The 26,767-nt window shown below is 61.2% G+C and carries 25 protein-coding genes and 1 tRNA gene; 18 read left to right on the forward strand and 8 right to left on the reverse strand.

What is annotated here, in order from left to right; translation table 11 throughout:
* Positions 1–13 precede the first annotated feature (13 nt).
* The 5 genes from JIN81_RS13050 to JIN81_RS13070 all read right to left on the reverse strand — a co-directional run bounded on the left by JIN81_RS13050 (position 14) and on the right by JIN81_RS13070 (position 5,376).
* The gene (locus tag JIN81_RS13050) at positions 14–685 is read right to left on the reverse strand and encodes a 3-keto-disaccharide hydrolase (protein ID WP_200280360.1); all 672 of its coding nucleotides are present in this window, start codon (positions 683–685) and stop codon (positions 14–16) included.
* Between the two features lie 157 nt (positions 686–842).
* Positions 843–1,994, reverse strand: coding sequence for a Gfo/Idh/MocA family protein (locus JIN81_RS13055; RefSeq protein ID WP_200280363.1), 1,152 nt, complete (start codon positions 1,992–1,994; stop codon positions 843–845).
* Between the two features lie 24 nt (positions 1,995–2,018).
* Complete coding sequence (locus tag JIN81_RS13060) at positions 2,019–3,020, reverse strand: sugar phosphate isomerase/epimerase family protein (RefSeq protein WP_234044877.1); 1,002 nt, start codon at positions 3,018–3,020, stop codon at positions 2,019–2,021.
* A 231-nt stretch (positions 3,021–3,251) separates the two neighbouring features.
* Positions 3,252–4,346 (reverse strand): hypothetical protein, encoded by a 1,095-nt coding sequence (locus tag JIN81_RS13065; RefSeq protein WP_200280366.1) that lies wholly within the window; start codon positions 4,344–4,346, stop codon positions 3,252–3,254.
* A 7-nt stretch (positions 4,347–4,353) separates the two neighbouring features.
* A complete protein-coding gene (locus JIN81_RS13070) occupies positions 4,354–5,376 on the reverse strand; it encodes a Rossmann-fold NAD(P)-binding domain-containing protein (protein ID WP_234044878.1) in 1,023 nt (340 codons plus the stop codon).
* 144 nt (positions 5,377–5,520) lie between these two features.
* Here JIN81_RS13070 and JIN81_RS13075 point away from each other — a divergent pair, with 144 nt between their 5' ends.
* The 5 genes from JIN81_RS13075 (at position 5,521) to JIN81_RS13095 (ending at position 13,429) form a co-directional block, all read left to right on the forward strand.
* Entirely contained in the window at positions 5,521–6,990 is a 1,470-nt protein-coding gene (locus tag JIN81_RS13075) for a sulfatase (RefSeq protein WP_200280372.1), read from the forward strand.
* A gap of 83 nt (positions 6,991–7,073) precedes the next feature.
* The gene (locus JIN81_RS13080) at positions 7,074–8,075 is read left to right on the forward strand and encodes a DUF3500 domain-containing protein (protein WP_200280375.1); all 1,002 of its coding nucleotides are present in this window, start codon (positions 7,074–7,076) and stop codon (positions 8,073–8,075) included.
* An 83-nt stretch (positions 8,076–8,158) separates the two neighbouring features.
* Positions 8,159–11,056, forward strand: coding sequence for a PSD1 and planctomycete cytochrome C domain-containing protein (locus JIN81_RS13085; RefSeq protein WP_200280377.1), 2,898 nt, complete (start codon positions 8,159–8,161; stop codon positions 11,054–11,056).
* Positions 11,053–12,528 (forward strand): DUF1501 domain-containing protein, encoded by a 1,476-nt coding sequence (locus tag JIN81_RS13090; RefSeq protein WP_200280379.1) that lies wholly within the window; start codon positions 11,053–11,055, stop codon positions 12,526–12,528. Before JIN81_RS13085 ends, JIN81_RS13090 begins: the two co-directional genes overlap by 4 nt.
* Before the next feature lie 43 nt (positions 12,529–12,571).
* Complete coding sequence (locus tag JIN81_RS13095) at positions 12,572–13,429, forward strand: sugar phosphate isomerase/epimerase family protein (RefSeq protein WP_200280381.1); 858 nt, start codon at positions 12,572–12,574, stop codon at positions 13,427–13,429.
* 8 nt (positions 13,430–13,437) lie between these two features.
* Here JIN81_RS13095 and rnc read toward each other — a convergent pair whose 3' ends face one another.
* Together rnc and JIN81_RS13105 are read right to left on the reverse strand one after the other, a co-directional pair.
* The gene (gene rnc / locus JIN81_RS13100; protein ID WP_200280383.1) at positions 13,438–14,181 is read right to left on the reverse strand and encodes a ribonuclease III; all 744 of its coding nucleotides are present in this window, start codon (positions 14,179–14,181) and stop codon (positions 13,438–13,440) included.
* Positions 14,182–14,239: 58 nt separating this feature from the next.
* A tRNA-His gene (locus tag JIN81_RS13105) sits at positions 14,240–14,315 on the reverse strand.
* Between the two features lie 96 nt (positions 14,316–14,411).
* On the opposite strand from JIN81_RS13105, the gene JIN81_RS13110 reads away from it, so the two are divergent.
* From JIN81_RS13110 to xerA, 6 genes are all read left to right on the forward strand, one after another.
* Entirely contained in the window at positions 14,412–14,708 is a 297-nt protein-coding gene (locus tag JIN81_RS13110) for a Smr/MutS family protein (RefSeq protein ID WP_234044879.1), read from the forward strand.
* A 20-nt stretch (positions 14,709–14,728) separates the two neighbouring features.
* A complete protein-coding gene (locus JIN81_RS13115) occupies positions 14,729–15,880 on the forward strand; it encodes a right-handed parallel beta-helix repeat-containing protein (RefSeq protein WP_200280387.1) in 1,152 nt (383 codons plus the stop codon).
* 137 nt (positions 15,881–16,017) lie between these two features.
* A complete protein-coding gene (gene ruvB / locus JIN81_RS13120) occupies positions 16,018–17,040 on the forward strand; it encodes a Holliday junction branch migration DNA helicase RuvB (RefSeq protein WP_200280389.1) in 1,023 nt (340 codons plus the stop codon).
* Between the two features lie 62 nt (positions 17,041–17,102).
* Positions 17,103–17,528 (forward strand): Fur family transcriptional regulator, encoded by a 426-nt coding sequence (locus JIN81_RS13125; RefSeq protein ID WP_200280392.1) that lies wholly within the window; start codon positions 17,103–17,105, stop codon positions 17,526–17,528.
* 103 nt (positions 17,529–17,631) lie between these two features.
* Positions 17,632–17,895, forward strand: coding sequence for a hypothetical protein (locus tag JIN81_RS13130; RefSeq protein WP_200280394.1), 264 nt, complete (start codon positions 17,632–17,634; stop codon positions 17,893–17,895).
* Complete coding sequence (gene xerA / locus JIN81_RS13135) at positions 17,885–18,781, forward strand: site-specific tyrosine recombinase/integron integrase (protein WP_200280397.1); 897 nt, start codon at positions 17,885–17,887, stop codon at positions 18,779–18,781. The genes JIN81_RS13130 and xerA overlap by 11 nt, the downstream gene beginning before the upstream one ends.
* Before the next feature lie 118 nt (positions 18,782–18,899).
* Here xerA and JIN81_RS13140 read toward each other — a convergent pair whose 3' ends face one another.
* Positions 18,900–19,679 (reverse strand): TorF family putative porin, encoded by a 780-nt coding sequence (locus JIN81_RS13140; RefSeq protein ID WP_200280400.1) that lies wholly within the window; start codon positions 19,677–19,679, stop codon positions 18,900–18,902.
* Between the two features lie 406 nt (positions 19,680–20,085).
* Here JIN81_RS13140 and JIN81_RS13145 point away from each other — a divergent pair, with 406 nt between their 5' ends.
* The 7 genes from JIN81_RS13145 (at position 20,086) to bioB (ending at position 26,759) form a co-directional block, all read left to right on the forward strand.
* Entirely contained in the window at positions 20,086–21,447 is a 1,362-nt protein-coding gene (locus JIN81_RS13145) for an ammonium transporter (protein ID WP_234044880.1), read from the forward strand.
* Positions 21,448–21,555: 108 nt separating this feature from the next.
* The gene (locus JIN81_RS13150; protein ID WP_200280403.1) at positions 21,556–22,038 is read left to right on the forward strand and encodes a hypothetical protein; all 483 of its coding nucleotides are present in this window, start codon (positions 21,556–21,558) and stop codon (positions 22,036–22,038) included.
* A complete protein-coding gene (locus JIN81_RS13155; RefSeq protein ID WP_200280406.1) occupies positions 22,038–22,787 on the forward strand; it encodes a type III pantothenate kinase in 750 nt (249 codons plus the stop codon). Before JIN81_RS13150 ends, JIN81_RS13155 begins: the two co-directional genes overlap by 1 nt.
* A gap of 43 nt (positions 22,788–22,830) precedes the next feature.
* On the forward strand, positions 22,831–23,775 hold the full coding sequence (locus JIN81_RS13160; protein WP_200280409.1) for an ROK family protein: 945 nt from the start codon (positions 22,831–22,833) through the stop codon (positions 23,773–23,775).
* 72 nt (positions 23,776–23,847) lie between these two features.
* Positions 23,848–24,987 (forward strand): MalY/PatB family protein, encoded by a 1,140-nt coding sequence (locus JIN81_RS13165; RefSeq protein WP_200280425.1) that lies wholly within the window; start codon positions 23,848–23,850, stop codon positions 24,985–24,987.
* A gap of 62 nt (positions 24,988–25,049) precedes the next feature.
* Positions 25,050–25,733: a hypothetical protein gene (locus JIN81_RS13170; protein ID WP_200280428.1), complete on the forward strand. Its 684-nt coding sequence runs from the start codon at positions 25,050–25,052 to the stop codon at positions 25,731–25,733.
* Between the two features lie 30 nt (positions 25,734–25,763).
* Positions 25,764–26,759, forward strand: coding sequence for a biotin synthase BioB (bioB, locus tag JIN81_RS13175; protein ID WP_200280432.1), 996 nt, complete (start codon positions 25,764–25,766; stop codon positions 26,757–26,759).
* Positions 26,760–26,767 lie beyond the last annotated feature (8 nt).

Genomic DNA, 26,767 nt, shown 5'->3' on the forward strand with positions numbered 1-26,767 from the left:
CCGGTTCTCCCGACTACTTCAATTCCTTGATCCGCAAATTGCGGAACTTGTAGGTCTGACCTTTCTCGCCGTGGTGCTGGATGCCGATCGGCCCCTCGGAGTCCATGCTGTCGTAAACGTCCGTGATTGCCACGCCGTTGACGAAGACCTGGATGTGGTCGCCCTTGCAGACGATCCGGTACTTGTTCCAGTCATTGCGCTTCAGGGCATTCTTCACCTCGGGCTTCGCGAAATGCTCGAACCCAGCCTCCTTCGGCTTCGCCTTGTCAGCGACATTCGTCATCCCGTCCCGGGCAGGCCACAGCCACTTGCGGCGACCTTCATCAAAGAGACCGCCCGACCAGCAACGCTCGGATCCATCGACTTCCGCCTGATACCCGAACACCTTGTTCTTCTCAACATGGCAACGGAACATGAATCCACTGTTGGCCTGACCTTCCGGAAGCTTGATCTCTGCCTCGAACTCGAAATCCCCGTAATCCTTCTCAGTCACCAGGAAGAACTTCTTGTCCGCCGTCAGATGAATCTCCCCGTCGACCACCTCGACCTTGCCCCACTCATACGGGTTCTTCCATCCGCTGGCATCCTTTCCATTGAAAAGATCCACCCAGTCGCCATCTGCTGCTGCCACTGGCGCCAGCAGGCAAACTGCTGCAAAAAAGGAACTCAAAAGTCGTTTGATCATGAACCAACTTCCCCGACCGCCCCAAAATGGCAAGTCCTCGGTCAGTCACCGATGAAACCCGCGTGCTTGCAGGCCAGCGCGGCATGGCCGGCACGGCACAAGAATGCCCGCACCGCCGTTCAAGGGCGATGCAGGCATGAAACTCGACAGCTCCGGATCAGGACTGCTTCACGTCGACCCACTGCTTGGTCTTGGCCGACTCGAGGACGGCATCGCAGACATACTGGGTGCCGAGCGCGTCCCGGAAGTCCGGATAGCGCTTCTCCTTCTGTGGATCATCGAGGTCCTTGAAGAACTCGTAGAGCGCGTGGGTGAAGCTGTGCTCGTAGCCAAGGCACAGGCCGGGAACCCACCAGTTGCCTGCGTAGGGTTGATCCCCATCGGAGCAGTGGATGCTGCTCCAGCCGCGACGGTCACTCGGCACGCCGTGGTCGAAGTACGACAGACGATTGAGGTCGTGAAGATCCCAGAAAAGTGACTTGTCCTCACCATTGATCTCGAAGGTGTAGAGTGCCTTGTGACCTCGGGCATAGCGGGTGGATTCGAAGATCGCCAGCGAGCCATTCTCGAAACGAGCCAGGAAGGCGGCTGCGTCATCGATCGTGACTTCCTGCTTTTCGCCGGTCTCGGTGTGGACACGCTCCTTGATGAAGGTCTCGGTCATGGCGGACACCGAAACGATGTTGCCGTTGATCCAGCGTGCAGTGTCGATGCAGTGGGCAAGAAGGTCACCGGTCACCCCGGAGCCCGCTTCCTTTGCATCCAGACGCCAGAGTCCGGCACCCCCTTGGGGAAGCTCTTCGGAAATCGTCCAGTCCTGGAGGAAGTTCGCACGGTAGTGGAAGACACGTCCCAGTTCGCCGGCATCCACGATGTTCTTCGCATGGGTCACGGCGGGAAGGAAGCGGTAGTTGTACCACACGAGGTTCGGCAGGCCGCTTTCCTCGACAGCCTTGACCATGGCCTCACCCTGCTCGCCGTTCAGGGCGAGAGGCTTTTCACAAAGGATCATCTTGCCGTGCTTGATGCACTCGAGGGCGATCTCGGCGTGGGAGTTGTTCGGCGTGCAGATGTCGATCGCATCGATATCGTCGCGCTTCACCAGCTCGCGCCAGTCGGTTTCATAGGACTCGAAGCCCCACTTCTCGGCGAATGCCTTCACCTTCTCCTCGTCGCGGCCACAGACGGCTTGGCGGACCGGGTAGTGATCGGTGTCGAAGAAGTGAGCGAGTTGCGAGTAGGCGTTCGAGTGGGTCCGGCCCATGAAGCCGTAACCGACGAGGCCAATACGGATTGGTTTGGTTGCCATGGTAGGTAGTTCTTGAGTTTGGAGTTAGCTTGCGTTGTCGGCGTCGATCATTGCCTTGAGGATGGCATTCCAGGTCGCAGGGCTTTCAAGCACCGCATTGTCGAACATGCAACCGTCCCAGCAGATGTGCTTGATGCCACGCTCCGCCGCACCTTCGAGCCAGTAGGAAGAGCACTTGGCGATGTCCAGTTTGCCGTTCGGGTCGTCGGCGGGGCAGTGGCGGCCGGTTTTGTCGTGGCTGCCGGTTCCGTGCACGGTGCCGTCGTTCTGCGCCACGTGGAAGTCCAACGTCCACGGACGGAGTGCATCCGTCATGGTCTTGTAAGCCGCCCAGAACTCATCGTCCGAGTAGCCTTCCTTCAGAAGCGCTGCTTCCGGAGCATTGTAGCCCATCAGGTAGAGGTAGGTGTGGGCAAGGTCCGCCTGGAACCCGACCACACCCGGCATGTTGGTGGCCTCAAGGGTATCCATGGCCGCCTTCCACGAATGGAAGCCGCCCCAACAGATCTCCCCTTCCGCCGCGATGCGTTCGCCGTGCTGCTCGGCGACCTTGCCCGCTTCGCGGAAGGTTTCGGCCACCTTGGCGGTATTGCCAGCAGGATCCTTGGCGAAGTCCTCGGTGCCACCGGCGGTATCGACACGGATGATGCCCGACTGGCGCACGCCATGATCGTTGAGGATGCCGGCGATGCGGCAGGTCTTTTCGACGGCGAGCACGAAGTTCTTGCGGTCCTCATCGGATCCGAAGGCGGGTCCGCCCACGGTCCCCGGCCAAACCGGAGCCACCAGCGATCCGACCTTGAGGTCCTTCGAGGCAATCAGGTCGGCCATCGACTTGATCTCGTCCTCGGAGGCGTCCGGGTCGGTGTGCGGATGGAAGATGAACAGGTCGACTCCGTCGTACTTGCGTCCGTCCACCTCGGCGGCAGCGGTGAGGTCGAGCATGTGCTCGAGCGAAATCGGAGGATGATCGGTGTCGGGTTCTTTTCCGACCAGACCTGGCCACATGGCGTTGTGAAGTTTCATGGTAGTTCTTGGTATTTGGGTTAGGGGTTCTTGTTGGCACCCATTGCCGGGGCAAGTGGGTTGATCTTAGGATTGAAGTAGCGGAGGCAGACAAGATCTTCCGTCTCGGAGGCATTCCCACCCCCCACCCCGGCGAGAGCCGGCGCTTCGGTCCGGACATTTCCGGTGCGGGTAGTCAGATCCTGGGGAGCTCCAGCTCGCATGGTGGTTGGTCAGCCGTTGTAGAAAGGGTCAGATCACGTAATTCCAGTCGACATCGGCTTCCACCGAGAGCCCATGGTCGTCCGTGATCAACACCCGCTTGGGCCCCGCAGGGACGATGCTCTCCACCTTGCCGAAACCATTGGGAACTTCCGCCACGGCCTGGACGATCTTCAGGGTGGTCGTTTTGTCAGCCTTGAATTTCCTCACGGTGGTGATGCCTGGCAAGGCCTTCTCCCGGGAGCGCGTGACGTTGTCGCAGAAATGGGAGCACACTTCCTCGATACCGAGTCGGCCGATGTGGCGAGCATTCCACGGCGCCTCATCCCGGCCACCATTCGACATCCAGAACAAGGTGGCGGGGAAATCCTCAGGGTTCTTGAGTGAGAACCACACATAGCCGTCCATCACCACCGCCGACCACGCGAATGGACGTTCCTCGGTGGTCGGTTCATTGACCATCATGACCAGGTCCTCAAACCCCCGGCGGTCAGGCCAGCGGGTCAGGTCGGTCGTCCCCCCGTCGAGCATGGGCACGGAATCAAGCGTATCGAAGGTTGCCCCATTGACGAGAGCCTGCCGTTCCCCTGCTTCGGGATTGGAGAACACGCCTTGATAGACTGAACCCCAGCGGAACGGGGACACACTCACGCGTGCCTGACCTTCGGCAAGCCCGGAGCAATCGAGAATCGGATGATTCCCATAGCTCCACTCTCCCTCGAGACCAGAGATACGAAATTCATAGTAAAGGGCGGGATGACCCTCGCCACCGGAGATCACCTTGCTCACGGTCGCCCCGCTGTCCCCGCAATCAATACTCAGTTCGAGCGCACCCGACGCACCCACATCGCCCGTCCACCGGGCATTCGCCGGGTCACCGTGGGGAGCCCCATCGTCCTGAGGACCGAAGGGCAGGCAGAAGAAATCGCCACGCAGGAATCGAAGGAGCGCGGGAACATCATCACCGAACTCATCCGGTTGCCAAGGGGACACCGAATAGGGCGACACCACCCGATCCCCGAGCTTGAACTCCGCCGGAGCGAGCATCCCGCCGACCGCAGTGACGTGGGCGCGCACGTGATCGCTCTGCACCCACCAGCCTTCCGCACCGTGATTGCTTTGCATGGGAACGTCAGTTTCCGGGGATGATGCCACGGGCCACTTGGTTGTTCAGGATCCGGGCCACATTCTCGAGTCCATCCACGACGACCTGCACGTAATCACGGCCGTCGCTGGTGTCCACGCCGTGACCGGGAACCAGCGCACGCAGCGCTTCCAGTGCCTCATCGTCATGGTGGAACATCTCGACGAACACACGTTCCATTTTCCCGGTCTTCGCCGCCGCCGCGAGGATGGCTGCCACCCAGCCGTCATCGGTCGACAAACACCCGCGGGTCGTCGGCGCCGAAGCATGCATCACACCGAGCCCGCCACCCGCAGCCACTTCCGCGATGAGGGCCTGATTCTCCTCGATCCCGAGCGGCGAGTCACCGCAGTGGGCCGCATCGATCATGCAGCGGAAGAACGGCTGACCGAGCTTCTCATTGATCGCCTTGACGAAGATCCAGAGCTTGCCGAGATCCGTGAAGGTCTGGAACTCGCCGGGACGCAGGAACTCGACGTGCCATGCCTCGATGCATGAATCCGCCAAGCCCGCCTCCTCGAATACGCGCAGATGCAATTTGATGTTCTGGGCAACGGCCGCGTCGAAGTCCGCCCCCGTCTTCGGGGTCGCTCCGGGTTGCATCCATTGCTCGATCGAGGTGGATGCCACATGCTTCACACCGTTGCGCTTGGCGACCTCGAGGACCGCCATCAATTGCTCCACCACGCCTTCTTCATCCGCGGGATCCATCGGATCCACTCCACCGACCATCATCACCAGGTCGACCGTCACGCCGAGCGCCTTCAGGTCATGAATCATCTTGTCCCATTCCTCGGCCTTGCCACCTCCGAACGCCGGCACCTGCACGGCATCCAGAGCGACGCGGGAACGCTCCATCACCTGACGAATCGCATCGACGACGACAAACTCGCCGGAATCCGTGCGGGGAAAGCGGCCTTCTTCGTCCGGGATCAACGTCCCGACGAATTTGGCGTAGGTCGGCAGCGTGCCGAACTCGATCGGCGCCTTGAGAGTGATGTCTTGCTTCATGGGCATGTTCGAAAATGACAAAATCGGATCAGCTTACTGAGAGAAAACCCCGATTTTGTCATCCGCCAAGCCTCAATCACTGGAATGTCAGGGTTCCCCGTCAAAGGTGAAAGTCGGGCGCCGTCCTGCACGTCATTATGGCTCATGAAATTGCTCCCCTGGCTGAGTTTTCTGATCCTCCCGGCAGCTGCAACCAATGTGGTCTTCATCATGGCCGATGACCTCGGCTACATGGATGTTGGATTCAACAACCCGGACAGCTTCTACGACACTCCGCACCTCGACGGACTGGCGAAGGAGTCCGTCCGTTTCACCGCGGGATACGCTGCCTGCCCGGTCTGCTCGCCCACCCGCTCCTCGATCCTGACCGGACAGTATCCGGCGAGGACCCGGAACACCGACTTTTTCGGAGCACCGAACGAATTCTTTGGAAGCATCCCGGCCGACTACGATCCTGCCACCGATGGAAAATTCGGACGGCAGGCCAAACTCCCAGTGCACCCGGCTCCCTATCTGGGCGAACTGGCCGCCGGACATACAACTCTGGCAGAGGCTTTCAAGGAAGCCGGCTACGCCACCATGCACGCAGGCAAGTGGCACCTCGGACCGAAAGGATCTTTCCCGGAAGACCACGGATTCGACATCAACATCGCCGGAAACTCACGAGGCGGCCCCTACGGCGGAAAGAAATACTTTTCCCCCTATGGCAACCCGAACCTCGCCGATGGCCCCGAAGGCGAACACCTGCCCGATCGACTGGCGGGCGAGGTCAGCAAATTCATCGAATCCAACAAGGATGGCAGCTTCTTCGTTTACCTGCCGTTCTACTCGGTGCACACGCCCTTGATCGGCCGGGATGACTTGATCAAAAAGTATCGGGCCAAGAAAAAGCAGCTCGGGCTCACCGCCGCCTTTGAAGAAGAGCCACCTCGGAAGAATCGAACCATCCAGGAACACGCGATCTACGCCGCCATGGTGGAGGCCATGGACGCTGCCATCGGGCGGGTGCTCAAGGCACTCGACGACCATGGGGTCGCCGACGACACCATCGTCGTCTTCTTCTCCGACAATGGCGGACTATCCACCTCTGAAGGCTCCCCCACCAGCAACCTCCCCTACCGGGCAGGCAAGGGCTGGATGTATGAAGGCGGCATCCGCGAGCCACTGATCATCCGCTGGCCCGGGAAAGCCAAGGGCGGAACCAGCTGCGAGGTTCCGGTGACCTCGACCGACTTCTACCCGACCCTGCTCGAAGCTTGTGGCCTGCCAGCAAAACCGAAGCAGCATGTCGACGGAGTCAGCCTGGTTCCCCTGCTTGAGAACCCCACGGCGGCGTTCCAGCGGGGCCCCATCTTCTGGCACTATCCCCACTGGGGAAATCAGGGAGGAAGCCCCTCTGCGGCAGTCAGGGACGGCTCCTGGAAGCTGATCCAGTATTACACCGGCAAGGATCTCGAGCTGTTCGACCTGAGCAAGGATCCGGGAGAGCGGAAGAATCTGGCCAAGCAGCACCCCGAGAAAGTCGCCGCGCTGATGGGCAAACTCGACGCCTTCCGCAAGGAGACCGACGCCCTCATGCCTTCTCCCAATCCGAACGCCGAGCCCTCCAGGTAGCAGCCGCCTCCAGCGCTCGACGAACTCCTTCGCCGGAGCATTTCGTGATTCACCAATCCCTCCCCCACCCCCACAGTCTTCGCATGCTCAGAACTCTTGCCGTCGCTCTCCTCCTACCTGCAGCCTCGCTTGCAGCGGAGGTCAAACCCGCCATTGAGGAAATCCAGCGGGTCACCGCCGGATTCCTCGAGACCCTCGAGGAGGAGAAACGAGACAAGGCAACCTTCGCATTCACCGACAAGGAACGGGAGAACTGGCACTACACCCCCAGGGAGCGCAAGGGCGTGGCATTGAAGGACCTCAACGACTCCCAGAAGAATGCGGCCGTCAGCATCATCACCGCCCTGCTGAGCGAGAAAGGCGCCTTCCGCTCCGCCCAGATCATCCTGATGGAGAGCGTCCTCGGTGTGATCGAGAACAACCCGGAATTCCGCGATGCGGAGAAATACTACATCGCCATCTTCGGCATTCCCGGCGACCCGGAGGCATGGGGATTCAGGTTCGAAGGACACCATCTCTCGCTGAATTTCAGCGTGGTCGACGGCGACAAGTATGCTCTCACTCCCGCCTTCATGGGAGCCAACCCGTCGGTCGTTCCGGCCGGCGAGCACAAGGGAATGCGACCGCTCGCTGGCGAAGAGGACCTGGCCCGGGCCCTCATGATCAGTCTGAAGGCCGGAGGAAAAGAGAAAGTGCTGTTCAGCCAGAAGCCCCCGAAGGAAATCCTGACCGGCGAAGACCGGGTAGCGAAGCCCTTGGAGGCCGTCGGGATCCCTCTCAGCGAGATGACGGAGAGCCAGCAGAAGGCTCTCTTCGAACTGATCTCCGAGTTCACCCATCGCTTCCGGCCGGAACTTGCCGATCCTGAGCTCAAGCGGATCAAGGATGCTGGCAAAATCCACTTCGGATGGGCGGGCGGAACCAAACCCGGAGAAGCCTACTACTACCGGATCCAAGGACCCGCCTTTCTGATCGAAACCGCCAATACCCAGAACGACGCCAATCACGTGCATACCGTCTGGCGCGACTTCGACGGCGATTTCGGCCGCGACCTGCTCCGCGAGCACGTCACAGAATCCCACTAACCCCGACGAAGCCGGATATTCCATGGATATCCGGGCATCCTCCGTTGTGGTCCACGCCAAGTAGTCCGACGCTGCCCCATCCCATGCGCCGCCCTAGTTTGAAAACCCACCACTGCCTCGTTCTGCTCGCTTTCCCTGCGAGCCTCGACCTCTCTGCGAAGGTGGACTTCTCGGAAGAAGTCCGGCCCATTCTCAATGCCCACTGCACCGCCTGCCACGGAGGGGTCAAGGAGGCCGGTGACGTCTCCTTCATCTACCGGGAAAAGGCCCTCGGGAAGGGGGATTCCGGTAAACCCGTGATCGTTCCTGGAGATCCCGATGCCTCGGAAATGATGGCCCGCATCCTTTCCTCGGATCCCGATGAGGTGATGCCGAAACCCGAACACGGCCCTCCGCTTCCCCAGGCCGAAATCGACACCCTGCGCCAGTGGATCACCGAAGGCGCGGAGTGGGGTGAGCACTGGTCCTTCACCCCACCAAAGATCCATCCTGCACCCGACGTCCAACAAACCGATTGGCCACGCAACGACATCGACCGCTTCGTCCTCGCCAAGCTCGAGGCGAACCAGCTGGCTCCTTCCGGCCCGGCCGACCGCGCCGCCCTCCTGCGCCGGGCATCGCTCGATCTGATCGGTCTGCCGCCCACCATCAACGAACTCGATGCCTTTCTCATCAACCCATCGGAAGAGGCCTACGAAGCCGAGATCGACCGCCTTCTGGCTTCACCCCGCTTCGGTGAGCGCTGGGCCAGCGTCTGGATGGATCTCGCCCGCTATGCCGATTCCGAGGGCCTCGGCATCGATGGTCGACGCACGATCTGGAAGTATCGGGACTGGCTGATCGACGCATTCAACCGCGACCAACCCTTCGACCAGTTCACCATCGACCAACTCGCCGGCGACCTGATTCCCGATGCGACCTTGGAACAAAAGATCGCCACGGCATTCCATCGCCTGACCCAGGCCAACAACGAAGGAGGAACCGATGACGAGGAGTTCCGCGTCGCCGCCGTGATTGATCGGGTCAATACGACTTGGGAAGTCTGGCAGGGCGTATCCTTCGGCTGCGTGCAATGCCACAGCCATCCCTACGACCCGATCGAGTTCAACGAGTTCTATGAATTCACCGAATTCTTCAACCAGACCCGGGATGCCGACCTCGCCGAGCATTCCCCCCTGCTCAGGGTGCCCGTGGACTCGAAGAGGAACTCCGAAGTCAATCAGCTCAACGAACAAATCCGATCCGCCGAGAAGGAACTGCACGCCACCCGCACCGCCATCGACTCACGCACGACCTGGCACTGGCCGTCCGGCATGCAGGCGGTCGGCGACAAAACGAAATTGGAGGTCAAGAAGCACGATGGGATCGAGGAATACCGGACCGTTGGCAACGTGACAAAGGACTCCACCTTCGAACTGACCTTTCCGACTCCGGACCCACTCACAACACTGACAGCCCTGCGGGTCGAGTTCTGGCCAACCGACCCGGAAACCGCCATCCACACCCCGGAATGGGGTGCGGACCTCAAAAAGATCTGGATGGAGGTCATCGACGCCGATGGCGTCAGTCAGAAGCCACTGGCTGCCGTCATTGCCGACGAAGCGCACCCGCTTTTCAATCCGAACGCGTCTTTGACCGGCAAAGGTCGCGGCTGGGGCACCTACAGCAAGACCTTCGGACCCCGACATGCCATCGTCCTGCCAAAAGAGCCGATCGCCCTGCCTGAAGGCAGTTCGATCCGTGTCCATCTCCGGCAGGGGGGTGCCATCCTGGCCAGCTTCCCCATGGTTTCCGAACGCGGCAGGATCGCCGTGACCGACTCCGTCGAATGGGCGGATCACCTCGCGGATACCGAAGTCGTTTCCCTGCAGCGTCAGATCGAGGAAGCGAGGAACCAACTCAAACGCATCCCCACCACCACCGTCCCCGTCATGGAGGAAAGGGATCCCGCTTTCGCTCGCAGCACCCGCCAGTTCATCCGCGGCAACTGGCTCGACAAGGGCGAGGCCGTTGAAATGGCCGGCACGCCCCGTGTCTTCCCACCCCTCAACCCCCGCAGCGACAAGCCGGACCGTCTCGACCTTGCCCGCTGGATCGCATCCGCCGAGAATCCCCTCACCGCCCGGGTCGCCGTCAACCGGTTCTGGCTCGAGCTTTTCGGCACCGGCATCGTGCCCACCCCCGAGGACTTCGGATCCGCAGGTGAGAAACCCACGCACCCTGAACTCCTCGATACCCTTGCCGTCCGCTTCTCCAGCGACATGCGGTGGAGCGTCAAAACCCTCCTGCGGGAGATCGTCCTCAGCGCCACCTACCGGCAGGACGCCAGCGTCACTCCGGAACTCGCCAAACTCGATGCCGGCAACCGATTCCTCGCCCGCGGCCCGCGCCAGCGCCTCACCGCCGAAATGGTCCGCGATCACGCACTTGCAGCCGGCGGGCTCATCCAACACCGCTCCGGGGGAGCCCCGACCCACCCGCCGATCCCCCCCGGCGTCTGGACACCATTCCAAGGAAACGACAAATGGGACACTCCCAAGGAAGGCGCACCCGACCGCTACCGCAGGGCCGTCTACACCTACTGGAAACGCAGTATTCCCTACCCCTCCTTCATGACCTTCGACGCTCCGACCCGCGAAATGTGCAACAAGAGGCGGCTCGTATCGAACACCCCCCTGCAGGCCCTCACCGTGCTCAACGACCCTGCATTCAACGAGTGCGCCAAGGGCCTTGCCCGGGTGATGAAGTACGGCACCGAAGGTGATATCGACGCCAAGCTGGCCGCCGGCTACCGACAGGCCACATCCAGAACCATCACCCCCGATCGCCTGAGCGAACTCCGTTCGCTGTACAACCGGCTGGAAAGCGAATACAAGGCGGACCCGGCCACGATGGCAATGATGGCAGGCACCCCGGATGGCGCCGCCTTCACCGTCGTCGGATCCGTCATCCTCAATCTCGACGAAGCCCTCACCCGATGAACCTGCTCCAACATCTCCGCGCCGAAGATCTCAAGCACCTCACCCGCCGGCACTTCCTGCGGGACTGCACCACCGGACTCGGCGGCATGTGGTTGGTATCCCAGGCGATGGGATCGGTTGCCTCCACACCGGTTCACGACCCCTCCAGCCCGCTCGCCAGTCTCCCACCCACCTTCGCCCCGAAGGCGAAACGGGTGATCTACCTGCACATGGTCGGGGCGCCCAGCCAGCTCGAACTCTTCGACTACAAACCGACCCTCGCCAAGTATGACGGCAAGGATTGCCCCGCCGAATTCCTCGAAGGGCAGCGCTTCGCCTTCATCCAAGGGACTCCGAAAATACTCGGGCCCCAGTTCGATTTCTCCCAGCACGGGCAATCCGGAGCATGGATTTCCGACCGTTTCCCGAGGCTCGGCGCCCATGCTGACAAGCTGTGCATCATCAAGTCGATGCAGACCGACCAGTTCAACCACGGTCCCGCCCAGCTGCTGGTTCACACCGGTAACCAGAACCTCGGCTACCCGTCGATGGGCTCATGGGCCACCTGGGGACTTGGAACCGACAACCAGAACCTCCCCGGTTTCATGGTCCTCATCTCGGGCGGACGCGTCCCGCGGGTCGGTGCCTCGCTGTGGGGCAGCGGATTCCTCCCCTCCGTCTATCAGGGAGTCCAGTGCCGCTCTACGGGGGATCCCGTACTCAACGCCGCCAATCCTCCCGGGGTCACCCGGGACATCCGCCGCGCCGCTCTGGACTCACTGCAGAAGCTCAACCGCAGGACCCTCGATGACTTCGGTGATCCCGAGACGCTGACCCGCATCTCCCAGTACGAGATGGCCTTCCGCATGCAGATCTCCGTGCCCGAAGTCATGTCGATCAAGGAGGAACCCGCGCACATCCACGAGATGTACGGCACCCGCCCTGGTAAGGAGTCCTTTGCCAACAACTGCCTGCTTGCCCGCCGACTGGCCGAGAACGGAGTCCGCTTCATTCAGCTGTTCGACTGGGGCTGGGACTCCCATGGATCGAACAAGGGCGAGGCGATCAATCATGGATTCAAGAACAAGTGCGATGCGGTCGACCGACCCATCTCCGCCCTGCTCACGGATCTGGAACAACGCGGCATGCTCGACGAAACGCTCGTCGTCTGGGGTGGCGAATTCGGCCGCACCCCGATGCAGGAGAACCGGGGGGGAGGTTCGGGCAACGCCTTCGTCGGTCGCGACCACAACCCGAACGCCTTCACTTTGTGGATGGCCGGCGCCGGAGTGAAGCCGGGCATCAGTTACGGAGAGACCGATGAAATGGGCTACAATGTGGTGAGCAACCCCGTTCAAGTCCGGGACTTCCACGCCACCCTGCTCCACCTGCTTGGCTTTGATGCCAAGAAACTGTCGTTCCCGTTCCAAGGGCTCGATCAGAAGCTCATCGGCGTGAAACCGGCCAAGGTCGTGAAGGACATCCTTGCCTGACAAGCCCCTTCCCCTGCGGAACCAACACTGCTACTCCTTTCCCATGAAACGCCGCTCCCTCCTCACCATGGTCCCCGCCGCCTCAGCCCTGCTCGCCTTGCGTTCCAAGGGTGCGCCGATCCCCCAACAAGCAACCACCGCCGCTGGATTCGCGATTTCCGTCCAATGCTGGTCATTCAAGGAGTTCACCCTTTTCGAAGCCATCGAAAAATCGGCTGCGGCGGGCGCCGGAGCGGTCGAGATCTTCCCCGGCCAGAAAATCGGTGGGCCCCTCGGCGAGGCCAAGGTGAACCCTGAGAATGCCGCCGAGCAGGTGCCAGCCATCCTGGCCCACTGCGACCGACACAACATCCGCCCTGTGAACTTCGGCGTCACCAACGTGCCGAAGGACGAAGCCAAGGCACGCGTCATTTTCGACTTTGCGAAAGCCCTCGGACTCTACGGCGTGACGACCGAGTCCATCGAAGCGATCGACACCCTTGAGAAGCTCGCAGCCGAATACGACCTGAAGGTCTGTTTCCACAATCATCCGAAGCCGACCAAGCTCTGGAATCCGGAAAAGATCATGAGCGCCATCAAGGAGCGTGACGAACGCCTGGGGTTCTGCGCCGACATCGGCCACTGGGCGACTTCCGGACTTGACCCGCTGGCCGTCATCAAGTCGATCGCACCCCGCGTCCATGCCTTCCACATGAAGGAGCGCGCAAGCATCACCGAATGGAGCCATGATCGTCCTTTCGGCACTGGCGTCATCGACAACATCAGCATCCTCGACGAAGTCCGGAAGCACGGCTTTGCAGGCAACGTGTCGATCGAGTACGAGCACAACTGGAAGGTCTCCCAGCCGGAAATCGCGCAATGCGCCGGCTACCTCAGAGCCTATTCGAAAATGAGGGCCTGATCGGCCGTTCAATCGGCCGTGGAAACGTCCGACTCGATCGGAGCTTCCTGATCCGACGACTTCTTGTCGGCCGACTCCCACTCGCGCGCGCGAAGTGCTTCGGCGGCGGCTCGTGCTTCCGCCTCCTTCTTGCTTTTACCCCGGCCGACCGCGAGAACCATCCCTCTCCAGGAAACCTGCGACAGGAAGACCTTCCGGTGGTCGGGGCCGGATTCACTAAGGACCTCGTACTCAGGCGGCTCGGGTTGGATGGCTTGGAGACACTCCTGGAGTTCGCCTTTCGGATTCCGCTCCTCCGGGCTGCCTGCCAGTGCTTCGATCTCGGACTGGAACAAGCGAAGAACCAGCTCACGGGACTCTTCGTAGCCGCCGTCCATGTAAACGGCACCAATCAGCGCCTCGAAGGCATCCGCAAGTGTGGAAACCCGACGGCGACCTCCCGTGGCTTCCTCGCCCTTACCCAGCAACACGTAGGCACCCAGATCAATCGTGAGGGCGAAGCGTGCCAAGGCACGTCGTGAAACCAGGCGGGAACGCAATTTGGTCAGCTTGCCCTCCGGGAAGTCCGGAAACATCTTGAACAGGTCCTCGGTGAGGATCAGCTGCAGCACCGCGTCCCCAAGGAACTCAAGACGCTGGTTGTCGAAGTGGGGACGCTGGGACTCGTAAGCAAGGCTCGGATGAGTCATCGCTTCAGCAAGAAGAAGCGAGTTGCGGAACTTGTATCCCAGACGGCTTTCGAGGCTTTCCATGGCATTTCTGTCGTCCGCCTCTTGCCTCGAAGAACCGGAGATTCTCCGAGGGAAAAGGTGGGGTGACCGACGGGGCTCGAACCCGCGACAACCGGAATCACAATCCGGGGCTCTACCAACTGAGCTACGGCCACCATTGTTGGCGGGCGGGAGAATTAGGACGGTCTGGCGTTCTTGGGAAGCGAAAAATGACCTCGCATCGCCGACATTCTGCAAAAATGATGATCTGCATGGAAGAGACCCCGCATCGAGTCCCCATCGAACCCGAAATCGACCTCCACACCTTCCGCCCTTCGGAGCTGGGTGAGCTGCTCCCGGAATACTTCAGGGAATGCCGGATCGAGGGCATTCACCGCGTCAGGGTGATCCATGGGAAGGGCACGGGAGCTCTTCGCGAAGGTGTCCACGCCCTGCTCCGCCGACTTCCCGAAGTCACCGAGTTCCACTACCCCGCCGGAGAAGGCTCGGGTGGCTGGGGCGCCACATGGGTGGCACTGGCTCCTTTCGATGAAGCCACTTCTCGCTGAGCCTGTATGTCTCCTGCTCAATGAAACTCCGATGCCTCACGCTCCTACTGCTTGTCACCTTGTGCCCGGCGCGCGACGTCAAAGTCACGACTTCGCATGAGCTTCACAAAGCCGCCGCGAACGCGGAACCGGGTGATCGCTTGATCCTCAGTGGCGGTCCCTTTCGGGACATCCACCTGCAGGGCCTCCGCGGAACCCGCGACCAACCCATCATCCTTCAGGGAGGGTCCGCCCAACAGCCGGCATCGTTCCGTGGAGGGAAGACCGGCATCCAACTCTCTCGATGCCAATGGCTTGAGCTCCGATTCCTCGACATTCACGGAGCACAGTGGAACGGAATCAACATCGACGACGGAGGAAACAGGGATCAACCGGCACACCACATCACCATCACCGATTGCTCCATTCGCTCCATCGGTCCGAAGGGGAACTTCGATGCCCTCAAACTTTCCGGTCTCGATCACTTCGTGATCCGCCGGTGCCGGTTCACGGGCTGGGGAGGATCCGCCATCGACATGGTCGGCTGCCACCACGGACTCATCGAGTCCTGTCACTTCGAGGGGAAGGAGGGATTCTCACAGAACAGCGGCATCCAACTCAAGGGTGGCACCAGCGACGTCGCCGTGCTCGCGAACGATTTTCACGACGCAGGCCTGCGGGCCATCAACCTCGGGGGAAGTACGGGACTCCAGTTTTTCCGTCCACATGTCGGCGAACACGAAGCGGAGGACATCGAGGTCGCGGGCAACCGCATCCGTGGCAGCGATGCTGCCATCGCATTCGTCACCAGCCGCGCAGGGCACGTGCACCACAACACGATTCACCTCCCGGAGAAGTGGGTCCTGCGCATCTTGCAGGAGAATGCCGATCATCCATTCAAGCCGGTCTGCGACGGAGTGTTTGAGTCCAACCTGATCATCCTCGATCAGCGAGTGCGCACCCACGTCAACATCGGCCCCGGCACTGCAGCTGAAACCTTTACCTTCCGGAACAACGTGTGGTTCGACCTTTCCAACCCGCCAAGGAAGCCGGTGCTCCCCGGAAAAGTCATCGACGAAGTCCATGGAGAGAACCCCGGCATCGACCTGAACGCTGAAGATCCCGCCTCATCGCCCCCAACCCATCCCCGCCTGAACAAGGTCGGAGCCCACGCCTATCGGGCGGAGCCCTGAAAGAAGCGGTAGCGTCACATGACGCCAGCGCCCATACGATCCAAAATGAGGCCCGCCCGATTCCGGAGGAGAATCTGGAGCAAAAAAGGGCGTGTCTCACCCCTCCCCTTGCTGTTCGATGAAGCCCGCACCCAAGGATGAGCGAGAACTTTTATCAACAGACCACCACGGCCCCCGAGTCCTCATTCGAGGTCTCCCTGCGCCCGCCCGCCTTCTCCGAATTCATCGGACAGGAAAAGGTCAAGGAGCGCCTCCTGTTGATGGTTGAAGCCGCCACGAACCGGGGGGATGTGCTGGATCATGTCCTGTTGTCGGGCCCTCCCGGACTCGGCAAGACCACGCTCGCCAACATCATCTCGAAAGCCTCCGACTCACAGCTCCACACCACTTCCGGCCCACAGATCGAGAAGGCCGGGGATCTCGCAGGCGTCCTCACCAATTTGCAAAAGGGCGATGTCCTGTTCATCGACGAGATCCATCGACTCCATCCCGCCATCGAGGAATACCTCTACCCCGCGATGGAAGACTTCCGCCTCGACATCATCATCGACTCAGGACCCTCGGCCCGCTCGATCCAACTCAACCTGCCCCGCTTCACCCTCGTCGGTGCCACCACCCGGTCCGGCATGCTGACCGCCCCGCTGCGTTCGCGCTTCGGACTTGTCAACCGCCTCGACTATTACACCCACGACGAACTCAGTCAGATCATCGAGCGCTCCGCGGGCCTGCTCGATATCCCCATCGAACCCGATGGAGCCCTCGAGATTGCCTCCCGCTCGCGGGGAACCCCCCGTGTCGCCAACGCTCTGCTTCGCTGGGTCCGCGACTACGCCCAGGTGAAGGCCGACGGCAGGATCACCGGTAATCTGGCCGACAAGGCGCTCGCCATGATCGACATCGACGACGATGGCCTCGACGAGATGGACAAACGACTGCTCGAGGCCATCATCTACAAGTTTCAGGGTGGCCCGGTCGGACTCGGTTCCGTCGCGGTTGCCGTGGGCGAGGACGCCTCCACGCTGGAAGAGGTTCACGAGCCCTTCCTGATTCTTCAGGGATTCCTCCAGCGCACCCCACGCGGCCGCATCGCCCTTCCCGCCGCCTACGAAAAAATCGGCGCTCCGCCACCTCCGCCTGGCGAGCAACCCTCCCTTCTCTAGCCCAAAGCGCTCCCGAAATAGGATTTCCTCCACACCTGTTCCCGGACTACACTGACCCCACGATGATCGACGTTGTCTCGCACACGATTGATCGCTGCCGCTCCCAAGGCATGCGACGTACCAAGGCGCTCGAGCAGCTCATCACCACGCTTCTGGAGTCAGAACGCCCGATGACCCTCGCTGAGCTTGCCGAGTCCGAACGCCTGTCCACCCAATGCGACAAGGCCACCGTATTCCGCCTCCTCCAGCGCCTGTCCGAAAAGGGAATCGTCCGCCGTCTTGGCCTGCACGAGAGGGCCGCCTATTTCACGCTTCTGCTTCCCGATCGACATCAGGACTACCTGATCTGCACCGAGTGTGGATCCATCGAAGCCGTTCAGGCTCCCTGTCCGGTCCATCGCCTCGAAGACGAAATCCGGGAGAAAACCGGCTACAAGAACCTCTATCACGAACTCGAGTTCTTCGGAACCTGTCCCGCCTGTCTGTAAGGCTGGCAGGGTTTTCCAAGACCCCCGGCCTGAGGTCAAACCCACTAAGCGGTTGCGCGAACGGCCCAGCCAATCGAAGGATTAGTTCAAACTTCCCGGTCCCATGCCACGCCCCATCCGAATCGCCCTCACCCTGTTCGCCTCATCCACGATCCTGGTTCTCCTGATCCGACAGCGTGCCATCAAGCTGCAGAACGACCTGCAGAGTCTGACCGGTGAGCTCGCCGAAGAAGTCGCGAGGGAGGAGTCCCAGATGATTGCCTATGGGCTGATTCTGGCAGGCTTGCTTGCCGTCGGTGGATTCACGCTGGTCATCATCAGCATGGTGAAGAGCCGTCGCAAAGCGCTGAACGACCATGGAGGATGAGCTCACAGACGAGTTCCTTCGCTTCATGGATGTCGAGCGAAACGCCTCACCCCGCACCATCGACAACTACCGGAGTGCCATCGAAGGCTTCCGTCTTCGCCTGGAACCGGACTTTCCCGGCTGGCGCGACCTGACGGCCGATCACTTCCGCCTCTGGCTTTTCGAGATGACCAAGGCGGGGCTGGCACGCTCCACCATCCGGCTGCGCTTTGCAGCGCTCCGCTCCTTCTACAAGTTCCTCGTCCTTCGCCGCGGACACCCGAAAAGTCCGGTCGCCGAGGTCGAACTGCCAAAGCCCGAGAAGAAGTTGCCCGTCGTGCTGTCCACCAAGCAGATCGACGAACTGCTTGCCCTGCCGCTCCAGACCCCAGTCGCCGCCAACAGCCCGTCATGGCTTCCCCTCCGGGACACCGCCATCCTCGAACTCTTCTACTCGTGCGGGCTGCGCATTTCGGAGCTGATCAGCCTTGAGATCCGGGACATCGATTTCCTCGGCGAGAGCCTCCGCGTGGTCGGAAAAGGCTCGAAAGAAAGGATGATTCCGATCGGTTCACCCGCACTCTCGGCCATCCAGCGCTACCGCCGCGAGGCCGGGATCACTCAAGGAGCACTGTTCCTCAGTAAAAGGCGGACCCGCATCACCCAGCAGTCCATCGATCTACTACTGAAGAAGTACATTCGACTCTCATCCATTCCCTTCGACATCTCCCCGCACAAGCTGCGCCACTCGTTCGCAACCCATCTACTGGATGCGGGTGCCGACCTGCGGAGCGTGCAGGCCATGCTCGGGCACTCTTCCTTGTCCACCACCCAGATCTACACCCATGTCACCAAGGAACGGATGAGGGATGCCTACAACGACGCCCACCCGCGGGCAGGCGAATAGGTTGCCAGGCTGCGATACGCGCAGAGAGGCGGGCATGCGAATCCCACCATGCGGGCATGAAAAATGGCGACCACCCCAGAGGATGGTCGCCATGATGAATCAGTCTACCTGAAGTGGATTAGAATCCGACAGCAAGGGAGACACCTGCGACGAGGTACTCCTGACCGCCATTGCCGTAAAGGTCAGTGGCAAGGTCGCCTTCACCGTCGGTGTACTTCACGTAAGGAGTGAGGGTCACACCTTCGCGGAACTCCCAAGGGAGAGCAGCGGTGAGATACCAACCTTGGAAGCCGTCCTTGGTGCCAGTACCACCGCGCACTGCGGAGCGGGCCTGGAGACCGTGACCATCAGCGAATGCAACACCTGCACCCAACTCAAGTGCCAGGCACTCGTTGAACTCGATGGTGTAGCCGATGTTGTTGTCCCAATACCAACCGTCGAACTGGTCGAAGTCGTAGTAGAAGGTCGAACCGAAAGCGAGACCGAACGGAAGCTCGTAAGAGGCTCCGAGGTACACTTCCTGGGTGTTGCTGACACCACCGGTAGGAATGTCCGGGAAGTAGTAGTAGATGTAACCAAGCTCGAGGCTCAGATCACCGATCGAGTAGCTGGCAGCAGCATACAGATCGAGTTCGTCGGAGTTGAAGCCGACGTTGCCTGGAACGCCTGGAGTGTCCCAGCTACCGTACCATGCACCAGCACTCAGGCCGATTGGGCCCATGTCGTATGCGATATCGGCACCTGCGTAGATCAGATCATTGCCAAGGTCCACGAAGCGGAATTCGTACATGTTGGAATAGCCAACATTCACTTCCCCTTCAAGTTCTGCCATAGCGTTGCCAGCCACAAGGGTGGAGGCAGCGGTCAGGGCGCCAACGGTTTTGCTGTATTTGCGCATCGTTTTTGTTTGTTCGGTTGCTGCGAACCCCCGAGTTAGCACTGCTAGACTGCGGGAGAGTCTTGGATCATTCAGCATCCCCTGTGCCAAAAGGCTCACTGGACACTGCTTTTCGCGGAATTACTTAAGAAACCTTGAAAATCATGTCCAGCAAAAAACATGGGGTGCTTTCTGCCCGGGCGGTAGTTACGTGGCCTTGCCGGTCTAAGCAAGGGCATTTGCACTCAATTTCGCTTTATATTCCAAACCCCCTCCTGAGCTGGAAAGCGAACACAGGGCCCGGTGGAACCGATCCCACCCGAGGAGTCGGGCGATCCGGATGACTCAGGTGCAGGGGCATTTTGGGGAGGTTGGCACGCCAGTTGCTCATCACTCGCGAATTCACAACCAACCACCGCGAATGACCATGCGAATGCTAAAGAAACTGATGTTCCTAACTCCCCTCTCTCTACTGGCCACGGCCCGTGGTGAGGATGAATACCGTGAAGGCTACGACGAGCTGATTGCTTCTCAGACCGTTGATGGCGTCGACTACTCCTACGCATTCGACTTCTTCACGACGTCGATGCTGTGGACGGTAATTGCCGCCGCCCTCGTCTTCCTCATGCACCTTGGCTTCGCGACGCTTGAAGCGGGTCTCACGCAGAAGAAGAACACGGTCAACATCCTGTTCAAGAACTGCTTCATCATCGCCATCGGTATCGTGACCTACGCGCTGGTGGGCTTCAACACCCACTATCCCGGCGACTTCAACGGCTGGATCAGCATTGGCAAACCCATTGGTGACCTCAATGCTGGCGCCGGAGCAACCTTTGGCTATGGCGGTCTCGACCTTGCCATGACCGGTTATGGTGACTTCATCTTCCAGGCCATGTTCGCCGCCACCGCGGCTACCATCGTGTCGGGTGCGGTTGCTGAGCGGGTGAAGCTCCCCACCTTCATGATCTTCGCCACGATTCTCGTGGGCTTCCTCTACCCGGTTGTCGGTTCCTGGCACTGGGGTGGTGGCTGGCTCGGTGACCTCAACGGCGGCAACGGCTTCAAGGACTTCGCTGGTTCTGCAGTGGTTCACGCCTTCGGTGGCTTCGCCGCTCTTGCCTGTGTGCTCGTCCTCGGACCTCGCGCCGGCAAATACACCAAGGACGGCGTGAAGCCCATCCTTCCCCACAACCTGCCACTGGCAGCGATTGGTGTCTTCCTCCTCTTCTTCGGCTGGTTCGGCTTCAACGGCGGTTCCGTCCTTTCCGCCAATCCTGGCCCGCTTGGTCTGGTGTTCACCACCACGACCCTCGCAGCCTGCACCGGCGCACTCGGAGCGATGGCCACTTCCTGGGTGACCCTGAAGAAGCCTGACCTCTCGATGACCCTGAACGGATTCCTCGCCGGCCTCGTCGGCATCACCGCCAACGCCGACATCGTCTCCACCAACGGCGCGATGATCATTGGCCTCGTCGGAGGTGTCATCGTGGTCCTCTCGGTCCTCATGTTCGACAAGATCAAGATCGACGACCCAGTCGGTGCCATCTCGGTTCACGGTGTCTGCGGCATCTGGGGCATCCTTGCCTGCGCGCTCTTCGACACGACCGACAGTGGCTTCACCGTCATCGGCCAGCTCACCGGCGTCCTCGCCGTCGGCGCGACCGCCTTCATCTTCTCCTTCGTGGTGTTCTTCATCCTGAAGCTGGTGATGGGTGTCCGGGTGGATGCTTCCGAGGAAGCTGAAGGCCTCGACGTGGCAGAGCACGGCGCTCCGGCTTACACGGACTGATCCGACTCGATTCCAACTCCTCTGGAGTTTCCTGCAGGCGGCCCTCACGGGCCGCCTGCTTTGCGTTCAGGGATCGACATTTCAGCAGCGACAGCGGATCGTTCGGCCGTGCCCCGTCGCCGAAAGATCCTTCTCGCGCTGCTGATTCCCACGCTCCTCGTGACCGCCTGGCAATGGCTCGCTCCGAAGCCACCCTACGAGAACCAGCCGGATCCACAGGCTGGTGCGGAGATCCGATACGTTCGGCTGACCCGGGATCACAGCTTTCACTGGATGCACATCCGCATGGAGGTCCACGGGAAGACCACGTCCGAGCTGCTCCCGCATCTTGCCCTTGTGACCGCCAGCGGTCGTCGCCTCACCCCCGCCGGACTCGAGTTGGAAGGCCATGGCAAGGGACAGGCCACCGCGGAAGGCCCGCACCTGGACCACCTGGAAGGACTCACCGCTCAGTTCTGGATGGGTCTCGAGGATTTTTCAGGCCCACTGGAACTTCAGATCGGCGATGGAAGCCTGACCGTTCGCACCGGCTCGGGTTCTCCGGAAGTCCCGCCCAACAAGGAGGTCATCCATCATACCTGTGACTGGTGATGAAGCTGCTCCTGATCGACAATTCGAACACGCGAACCAAGTTCGCGCTCAGCGAACAGGAGGGCCGGTTCTCCGAAACCTTCTGGATCCCGACCTCGGAAATCTGCGAGAACACGCTCACCCATGCCCTGCACGGAATTGAGTTCGACGCCTCCCTCATCTGCTCGGTCGTGCCTCTCAAACGCAAGGTTCTCGAGGACTACCTCAATCAGCATGGCCCGGTGCATGCCCTGAGCTGCCAGAGTCCTTTGGGGCTCGGTATCGATTACCCGGAACCGGACAAGATCGGCGCTGACCGACTCGCCAACGCCGTTGGGGTCACGGACCGACATGGGGCGCCAGCGATCGTGATCGACTTCGGCACGGCCGTGACCTTCGACGTGATCTCCGCCACCCCTGCCTACGCCGGCGGAGTCATCGCGCCCGGCCTCGGCGCCATGGGCGAATACCTGGGTCGGCGCACCGCCCTTCTCCCACAGATCGAGCTGATCGAGCCCCCGAGCGCAATCGGGAAATCCACCCAAGCCGCCATGCAGGTGGGGGCCGTGATCGGCTATCGAGGACTGGTGAGGGAAATCCTGAGCGCCCTCCGCCATGAAATGGATGGGAAGGTGCAGGCGGTTGCAACGGGCGGCGATGCATCACTCATTGCCCGCGGTGTCACCGAGATCGACGCCGTTGACCCGGATCTAACCCTCCATGGCCTCGAACGGGTGGCCCGCCGCGTGTTTGCGATCGATGGCGGATGAATTGGCGTGCGCACTTTCACGCGAATCGGTAAGGAATGCCGTGATGTCTGAGAACGAACTCGCATTGGGAATCGATTTTGGCGGCACGTCGGTCAAGATCGGGGTGGCATTTCGGAGCAGTCTGATCGATCAGGCCCCACCCATCTCCACTCAGGACTTCGATGGACCCACTCCCCTCCTTGATGCCATCCAGCGCACGGTCGAGGAACTCAAGCATCGCCACCCGAAGATCGTCGGCGCCGGCATCGGCATGCCCGGCTTCGTGAACTTCGAAAGAGGCATCATCAACACCCTCACCAATGTCCCCGGTTGGGACGGTTTCCCACTGCGTGACGTAATGGAAGAGCGTCTCGACCTGCCCGTGGTGGTGGAAAACGACGCCAACTGCATGGCCTACGCCGAGTGGAAACGAGGCGCGGGTCGAGGCATGGATGACATGGTCGCCATCACGCTCGGAACCGGTGTCGGAGGCGGAATCATTTCGAACGGCCGCATGGTTCGCGGGTCCCAATTTGGCGCCGGAGAAGTCGGCCAAACCACCATCGACTGGGAAGGCCGCGTGGGCCACTACGGCAACAAGGGAGCCCTCGAGGAATATGTCGGGAACCAGCAGATCGCCTCCCGGGCGCTCGAGCTCTACGCGCAGGCCGGAGTGAATCGGAGCCTCTCGGACTGCACGCCTGCCCGACTCTCCGCAGCCGCCCACGGCGGCGAAGAGGTCGCCCTCCAGATCTGGGACGAGATCGCCCGGCGCCTCGCCTCGGCCTTGATGAACTGCTGCTGGCTGCTCAATCCCAAGGCGATCATCATTGGTGGTGGCGTTTCGAAAGCCGGGGATGTCCTCTTCGGACCCTTGACCGAGCACCTCTACGCCCAGCTTTCCCCACCATTCCGGGAGCACCTCATGGTTCTGCCCGCCCGCTTCGGCAATGAAGCAGGTGCCATCGGCGCCGCCGCCCTGGCGATCGAAGCCGTGGACAATGCCTGAACCCGGGAGGATTCCTCGACGAATCCTCGCTTTCGCATTTCCTTTCGACGGCACCGGCGCTAATTCCCGCCCGTGCCCTACGACTTCAACACGATCATTCCGCGCAAGGGAACCGGCTGCATCAAGTTCGACCGCCGTCCAGAGCTCGATCCATTCTGGGTCGCCGACATGGATTTCGCGTCCGCTCCGGAGATCCTCGATGCCCTGCATCAGCGCGTGGACCACGGCATCTTCGGCTACGCTCAGCCTCACGAAGGACTGAACGAAGCCATCCTCGAAAACCTCTCCAACCGGCACGGGTCGTCCGTCCCCGTGGACCACATCGTGCACCTCGGCGGCCTGGTTCCCGCCCTGTCGCTCGCCGCCCGCGCATTCTGCTCACCGGGCGAGGCCGTCATGACCTGCACCCCGGTCTATCCGCCATTCCTCGGTGTGCACAACGATGCCAAGGCCCGGCTCATCACAGTCGACCACGCATGGGACGGCCAGCGCTGGACCTTCGACTGGGACGCCATGGAAAGCGCGGTCACGGAACACACCAAGGTGTTCCTCCTGTGCAATCCCCAGAATCCCCTCGGTCGGGTTTTCGACGAAGCCGAAGTCACCCGCCTGGCCGAGTTCTGCGACAAGCACGACCTCGTGCTCGTTTCGGACGAAATCCACTGTGACCTCATCCTCGACGAATCGGTGACGCCCCACCAATCCGCCCTGCGACTTCCCGAGCCCCTTCGCTCGCGAACCATTACCCTGTTCTCTCCAAGCAAGACCTGGAACATCGCTGGCCTTGGCTACGCCTTCGCCGTCATCCCCGACGACTCGATCCGGAGAAAATTCTGCGCAGCCCGCGGCCACACGCTCACGGAAATCAACGCCCTGTCCTACTACGCGGCCGAGGCGGCCTACCGCCACGGCGAACCCTGGCGCCAGGAATTGCTCGCCTACCTGCGGGGCAATCGCGCGGCCTTCGATACCTTCATGGCCGAGCGGCTCCCCAGCCTGAAGCCCGTCTCTGCCGAAGCCACCTACCTGTGCTGGGTCGATGCCTCGGCCCACGACTGGAAGAATCCGGCCCAGTTCCTTGAGCAAGAAGCCGGGCTCTTCCTCTCGGACGGAGCCTACTTCAATTGGCCTCAGTGGTTCCGCTTCAACATCGCCTGCCCCCGTCCACGCATGATCGAGGGCCTCGAGAAAATCGCCAGGGCCATCGGCTGACCCCACTTTCACTGAAACTTTCGGTTTGGGGTTTCCCCGGAAACTCCCCTAGTCTTCCGCCCATGAGTCGCCTCCTCCGGACCTTCCTCCTTCTTGCCCTGCTGATTCCGGCCGTCGCAAAGGCGGACCATGTGATCGTTTGTGGCGGCCCCGCGCTCAGAAAATGGGAAGACCTCCGGGTTCCAGCCGATCGACACGACCGCTGGTGGGCCAACTTCGTCCGCGCCTCCACCCTGCGCATGGTGGAAATCCGCAAGGCCTACGGTGGCAACGCCCCGATCGTGTGGATCGTCCACCGCCCGGGCTATCAGTCGCGTTCCTCCGAAGATGGCAAACCCTACACCACCTGGATCTCCGATCTGGCCAGGAAACGCAACGTCACCCTCAAGTGGTTCGACTCCAGCGGCAGCTTCATTTCCGCCATGAACAGCCGCCCCCGCGGCTCCATCCAGACCTTCGACTACTTCGGCCACTCGAACAAATACTGCTTCATGTTCGACTACGGCAACGAGATCATGGCCGCTTCCACCTCGTGGCTGCATGAGGACGACCTGTCCCGGATCAAGCGCTCCATCTTCGCCAAGAATGCCTACTGCAAGAGCTGGGGCTGCCACACCGCCGAAAGCATGAGCAAGGTCTGGAAGCGCAAACTCGGCGTGCCGCTCGAAGGCGCCCACGGCCCGACCGACTACCGCGTGGTCGGAAAAGGTGAAATGCCCAAGGTCCAGGGCCGCTGGGGCCGCTAATCCACGTTCATTCCCGCAACACTCCGATTCATGAAGTTCCAAGAACTCAAAGCCCTCTACGACCTGCCCTTCTTCGACCTCCTCAAGAAAGCCCGTGAAGTCCACGAGGCCCATTGGGAAGAGAACGAAGTCCAGCTCTGCACCCTCCTTTCGATCAAGACCGGTGGCTGCTCGGAGGACTGCTCCTACTGCGCCCAGTCCGCCCGCTACAATTCGGGCGTCGATGTCGAACGCCTGATGAGCAAGGAGGCCATCCTCGAGCGAGCCGAAGCCGCCCGCTCGACCGGCTCCACCCGCTTCTGCATGGGCGCCGCATGGCGTGGCGTGCGTGGCGGCACCCAGCGATTCGAACAAGTCATCGAGATCATCGAGGACGTGTCCAAGCTCGGCATGGAAGTCTGCGTGACCCTCGGTGAACTCGGCCCCGACGAAGCCAAGCGGCTCAAGGAAGCCGGCGTCACGGCTTACAACCACAACGTCGACACCTCGCCCGAGCACTACCCGAACATCGTCACCACCCACACCTACGACGATCGCCTTAGAACCATCCGCCACGTCCAGGACGCCGGCATGTCCGTCTGCTGCGGTGGCATCCTCGGTCTCGGAGAAACCGCCGAAGACCGCCTGCGCATGCTCGAGGTCGTCTCGGAGTTCAACCCACAGCCCGAAAGCGTGCCGATCAACTCGCTCATGCCGATGCCCGGCACCCCCATGGAAGGCAGCGACCCGGTCGACGTCTTCGATCTGGTCCGCATGATCGCCATCGCACGCATCGCCGTGCCCAAGGGCAAGGTCCGACTCTCCGCCGGCCGCACACGGATGTCCGACGAAACCCAGGCACTCTGCTTCTTTGCCGGAGCCAACTCGATCTTCTACGGCGACAAGCTCCTCACCGCCAAGAACCCCGCCGTCGAGAAGGATCTCGCCCTGCTCGACAAGCTCGGTCTCGGCACCCAGGCACCCAACCAGGCCCTCGAAGCTCCGTCGGCCGACTGCGACAAGCCGCTGAGCCCCTGCTGCGGGTAAGGCCCGCC

It is taken from the genome of Haloferula rosea (assembly GCF_016595525.1).
Classification (GTDB): domain Bacteria; phylum Verrucomicrobiota; class Verrucomicrobiia; order Verrucomicrobiales; family Akkermansiaceae; genus Haloferula; species Haloferula rosea.